This is a genomic window from Alkalibacterium subtropicum (assembly GCF_900112455.1).
Classification (GTDB): Bacteria; Bacillota; Bacilli; order Lactobacillales; family Carnobacteriaceae_A; genus Alkalibacterium; species Alkalibacterium subtropicum.
Map to the genome: position 1 here is coordinate 1 of NZ_FOLT01000028.1, position 4,920 is coordinate 4,920.

The following is a 4,920-nucleotide window of genomic DNA, read 5'->3' on the forward strand; positions in this document are numbered from 1 at the left end:
TGACCTGGACGAAGTGGCCGAAGATTTCTGGGCCTATATGTTTTCCGCTGAAGGACAGGCTATCGTTGAAGAGGCCGGATACATCCCGGCGGATACCGAAGCTCCTGCTTATGAAGGAGCAGATCTTGAACTGTCCGGATCCATCGACGTGAACGGATCGACATCGGTTTACCCGGTAGTGGAAGCAGCGGCAGAAGCGTATGAAGAGATCCATCCTGAAGTGCAGATCGCTGTACATTCGACCGGTTCAAGTGCAGGTGTGACGTCTGCCATCGACGGGACCACAGATATCGGCATGGCTTCCCGTGACTTGACTGAGGAGGAAGCGGCTCAAGTCAGTGACGTACAGGCTGTTGCCCTGGATGGTATAGCTGTGATCGTCCACCCGGACAATCCGGTTGAAACACTGTCTGTCGATGAAGTTTCTTCAATCTTCAGTGGCGAGGTCAGCACATGGAGTGAGATCGTAGAGTAATCTTGAAAAAGACACTAACAGCAGCTGAATAACATAGAAGCAAGGGCTTAGGAGTCGATTCTTTGCCCTGCTTCTGTGTGTGTATTCAGTGGAAAGGAAAAAAAATGAATGAAACAAAAGAAAAAATCATGCATGGTGTATTTCTTCTGGCGGCGGTCACATCGATCATTTCTCTGATATTGATCGTTGTCTTCATTTTCACCGGTGGCTTGCCTATGATGCTCGATTATGGCGTATTCGATTTTATATTCGGAACAACATGGAATCAGACGACCTTTGGTATTCTACCGATGATCGTGGGATCGATCCTGGTTACGATCGGGGCGATAGTGCTTGGTGTGCCGATCGGCGTATCCACAGCTATTTTCATGGCCGAGTTCTGCCCGCCTAAGTTATACAGTTTTTTAAAACCCGCTGTCAATTTGATGGCCGGTATTCCTTCGATAGTTTATGGTTTTTTTGCTCTGAGGATCATTGTGCCGTGGATCAGAAACAGTTTTGGCGGTCCGGGGAACAGTATGCTGGCAGCGATTCTGCTGCTTGGCGTCATGATCCTGCCAACGATCATCGCTTTATCTGAATCGGCTATTCGTTCTGTTCCACGTTCCTACTACTCTGGAAGTATCGCTTTAGGGGCAACACAGGAAAGAAGCATTTTCAACGTCTTGGTTCCGGCAGCGAAGTCAGGTATATTCTCAAGCGTCGTTCTGGGTGTCGGCCGGGCGATCGGTGAAACAATGGCAGTCGTCATGGTAGCCGGTAATCAGCCGATCATGCCACGCGGACTGACCCAAGGTGTCCGTACGCTGACGACGAATATCGTACTGGAAATGGCTTATGCATCCGGTCAGCACAGAGAGGCACTTATCGCTACAGGTGTAGTGCTGTTTGTCTTCATCATGATCATCAATACGACCTTTTTAATTGTTAAAAGCAGAGGAGGAGAGAGCTGATGAGCAGTAAACTTTTAAAAGGCTTAGTCTATGCCTCGACACTCTTTACCTTCGGGATCTTAGGGTATCTGATTTTTTATATCCTGTTCAACGGTGTCGCTTATCTCACCCCTTCCCTGTTTGAATGGGAATATTCAACAGACAACGTATCACTTATGCCGGCCTTGATCACGACTTTGTATGTGGTACTGGGCACCCTTTTGATCGCTACGCCGATTGGTGTATTCACAGGCTTTTACCTGGTTGACTATGCCAACAGAAACAACCCCGTCGTCAAGGCGATAAGCATCGCGACAGACACTCTGGCCGGTATCCCGTCGATCATATACGGCTTGTTCGGCTTCCTTTTTTTCGTTGTTTATCTGGAATGGCAGTTTTCTCTGGCAGCCGGTATTTTTACCGTGACCATCATGTCTCTGCCTGTTATTATCCGGGCAACGGAAGAGGCACTGATCGCGTCGGGGATGTCTATCAGACAGGCAAGTTATGCCCTGGGCGCAGGTAAACTGCGGACCCTTTTCAATGTTGTTCTGCCTGTCGCCATGCCCGGTATCCTTTCCGGTGTCATACTGGCCACAGGGAAAATCATCGGCGAGACAGCCGCTTTGATCTTTACACTGGGAACAGCCACGCAACTGCCACAGTCACTGTTTGCTTCGGGTCGTACCTTGTCGCTTCATATGTATATCTTGTCCAATGAAGGACTGCACGTAAATGAAGCCTATGCAACAGCAGTCGTGCTGCTGGTATTTGTTATTCTGATCAACGGACTGTCTACTCTGATCAGTAAACGTTTATCTCGAGGAGGAAAATAATGAGCACCCAACCTAAAATAAAAGTGGAAAACCTGAAACTGTGGTATGGAGACTTTGAAGCTCTTCACGGTGTGGATCTGGATATCTATGAAAAAGAAGTGACGGCATTTATTGGACCTTCCGGCTGCGGAAAGTCCACGTTCATCAAAACATTGAACAGAATGAACGATTTAGTGGAAAATGTAAAAATAGAAGGCACGGTCGAGCTGGACGGCAAAGACATTTACAAGAAAAAAACAGACTTGAATCTCCTGCGTAAAAAAGTCGGTATGGTATTCCAGCAGCCGAACCCGTTTCCCAAGAGTATTTATGATAATGTCGCCTATGGTCCGCGCACGCATGGCATCAAAAAGAAAAGTGAACTGGATGAAATCGTTGAAAAGAGTTTGAGACAAGCGGCGATCTGGGATGAAGTGAAAGACCATCTGGACAGGAACGCCCTGTCCATTTCCGGTGGACAGCAGCAGCGTATCTGTATCGCCCGTGCTTTGGCCGTCGAACCGGAAGTTTTGCTGATGGATGAACCGACCAGTGCGCTTGATCCGATTTCTACAGCTAAAATCGAAGAACTTGTTGCTCAGCTTAAGAACGACTATACTATTGTTATGGTCACTCATAATATGCAGCAGGCTTCGCGTGTGTCGGATCGCACGGCCTTTTTCCTGAACGGACATATTATCGAGACAGACACGACACGTAAAATCTTTACAAATCCTTCTGAGAAGGAGACAGAAAACTATATATCTGGACGTTTTGGATAATATTATTTTGGAGGGACTAACATGAGACGTGCATACGATGATGAATTGAAAAAAATGCATTTCAAGTTTTCACAGATGGGGAATATGGTGAATGAAGCCATATACAAATCCATCAAAGCGTTTGTCAATCATGACAAAGAACTGGCAAAGAAAGTTATTGAAGATGATATAAAAATCAATGACCTGGAACATTCACTGGAGCAGGAGTGCATTGAACTGATCGCGCTTCAGCAGCCCGTGACCAGTGATTTAAGAAAAATCATCACCGTGATGAAAGCTTCGGCGGATCTGGAAAGAATGGGCGACCATGCAGTAAGTATTGCAAAATCGACGATCCGTGTGAAAGGAAACAAGCGTGTTAAAGAAATCGAAGATCTTATCTTTGAAGCCGGTGAAAAAATAGAGAAAATGGGACAGGAAATCATTACCGCCTATGTGAAGTATGACAGTTCCAGTGCCATTGCGATCGCAAAAAATGACGATGAGATTGATGAACTTTCTGATCAGATCAGACGGATGAGTATCGAGGAAATGCGGACCAGTCCTGACCTAGTACTTGGAGCGACGGATTATGTGCTGGTCAGTACCTACCTTGAGCGGATGGGGGATTACATCACCAATATTTCTGAATGGATCCTTTATTTTGAGACAGGAGAAATCCAGGAACTCAATACGCATCATGATTTAAGTTCATTAGAATAGCGTGAGAACATTCATTAAAGACTAAAGATTCATTTCTTTAGTCTTTTTTTGTACAAAAAGTGTAGAAAATCACTCGGTACTTATGTATAATAATGTAATATAACTGATATTATAATTGTAATATAATGAGAGGGATAAGTGAATGAAAATTGGGGAGAAGATCAAGCAAAGGAGAAAAGAAATAAAGATGACACAGGCAGACCTTTCTGAAGGCATCTGCACACAAGCGATGATCAGTCGAATCGAAAAGAAGAAAGTGAGACCCAGCCGGGAACTGATGGAGAAGCTGGCTGAACGGCTGAACGTTTCACTGCATTATTTTTACGGGGAAGATTCAGTGGAAAGTCGCTATTCAAAAACGACTCAACTATGTAAACTGATCAGACAGCATCTGGAACGGAGAGAATATGATTCGGTCTCTTACCTGATCAGTTCGAATGAAGAACTGATCGATCAGACGATCGGAGAGGATAAACTGTTTTTCGAATGGGTCACAGCCCTGCTGTACGATTATCGTGACGGGGACCATGATAAAGCGCTGGACCATCTGATAGCATTGGAGAAAATGACGAAAAACGGGGAGCTCAGGATCGAGATCATTGACAGTATCGGGAATCAGTACTTGAGGAAAGAGGAGTACGATACCGCTGAAAAGTATTATCAAAAAGGGTTCGATATGTTTTCAGAGTGGATGAACCACGAAAAGAAAGCAAAACTGCTGCTGAACTATTCTGTTTGCCTGGCACTTCAGAAAAAATACAGTGACTGTCTGAGTAAAGTGTTTCAGGGGCTGGATCTAGTGGTGTCAGAAAATACGTTATTTCTGTTAGGCGATTTTTTATACTACAAAGGTTACTGTCTGGAAAATCTGGATCAGAAAGAGGATGCGCTTGAGGCCTATAAAAAAGCCTTGATGATTTTTGATATCCAGCAGAATGAGAAATTTTCTGTCTCCATGCAGCTGACGATCGACCGTATTGAAAAAGAACTTGTGAATGTGAATTAGTAAAAGAATACATCCGCCATCACCTGATGTGAAATGAATCGGTGCTGGCGGATGTATTTTTGGATAGTTGCATGAGGAATGTCGCAGTCGCGAGCGAAGTATCGGGTGAGTGGACACTTTTGGTGCCAGGATGTCGCACTCACATAAGAAAGTTCACTCGAGTGAACACTTTTGGAATCAAAATGTCGCAGTCATGAGAGTAGTATTG

At 45.0% G+C, this 4,920-nt stretch carries 6 protein-coding genes; all 6 read left to right on the plus strand.

The window, feature by feature from the left end; all coding sequences use genetic code 11:
* A partial coding sequence (locus tag BM049_RS11645; RefSeq protein ID WP_177188713.1) for a substrate-binding domain-containing protein occupies positions 1-475 on the plus strand: 475 nt, incomplete at its 5' end.
* A gap of 104 nt (positions 476-579) precedes the next feature.
* Positions 580-1,428, plus strand: coding sequence for a phosphate ABC transporter permease subunit PstC (gene pstC, locus BM049_RS11650; RefSeq protein ID WP_091531929.1), 849 nt, complete (start codon positions 580-582; stop codon positions 1,426-1,428).
* Positions 1,428-2,243, plus strand: a complete 816-nt coding sequence (pstA, locus tag BM049_RS11655; RefSeq protein ID WP_091531931.1) for a phosphate ABC transporter permease PstA — start codon at positions 1,428-1,430, stop codon at positions 2,241-2,243. Before pstC ends, pstA begins: the two co-directional genes overlap by 1 nt.
* A complete protein-coding gene (pstB, locus tag BM049_RS11660; protein WP_091531933.1) occupies positions 2,243-3,004 on the plus strand; it encodes a phosphate ABC transporter ATP-binding protein PstB in 762 nt (253 codons plus the stop codon). Before pstA ends, pstB begins: the two co-directional genes overlap by 1 nt.
* A gap of 21 nt (positions 3,005-3,025) precedes the next feature.
* Positions 3,026-3,706 carry a phosphate signaling complex protein PhoU gene (gene phoU, locus BM049_RS11665; protein WP_091531935.1) on the plus strand — a complete coding sequence of 227 codons (681 nt, stop codon included), beginning with the start codon at positions 3,026-3,028 and terminating at the stop codon, positions 3,704-3,706.
* Positions 3,707-3,848: 142 nt separating this feature from the next.
* Positions 3,849-4,712, plus strand: coding sequence for a helix-turn-helix domain-containing protein (locus BM049_RS11670; RefSeq protein WP_091531937.1), 864 nt, complete (start codon positions 3,849-3,851; stop codon positions 4,710-4,712).
* Positions 4,713-4,920 lie beyond the last annotated feature (208 nt).

Excerpts from the sequence above, each read along its gene's own strand:
- phoU (WP_091531935.1), top strand. The coding sequence starts at position 3,026 with ATGAGACGTGCATACGATGATGAATTGAAAAAAATGCATTTCAAGTTT.
- pstB (WP_091531933.1), top strand. The coding sequence starts at position 2,243 with ATGAGCACCCAACCTAAAATAAAAGTGGAAAACCTGAAACTGTGGTAT.
- pstC (WP_091531929.1), top strand. The coding sequence starts at position 580 with ATGAATGAAACAAAAGAAAAAATCATGCATGGTGTATTTCTTCTGGCG.
- pstA (WP_091531931.1), top strand. The coding sequence starts at position 1,428 with ATGAGCAGTAAACTTTTAAAAGGCTTAGTCTATGCCTCGACACTCTTT.
- BM049_RS11670 (WP_091531937.1), top strand. The coding sequence starts at position 3,849 with ATGAAAATTGGGGAGAAGATCAAGCAAAGGAGAAAAGAAATAAAGATG.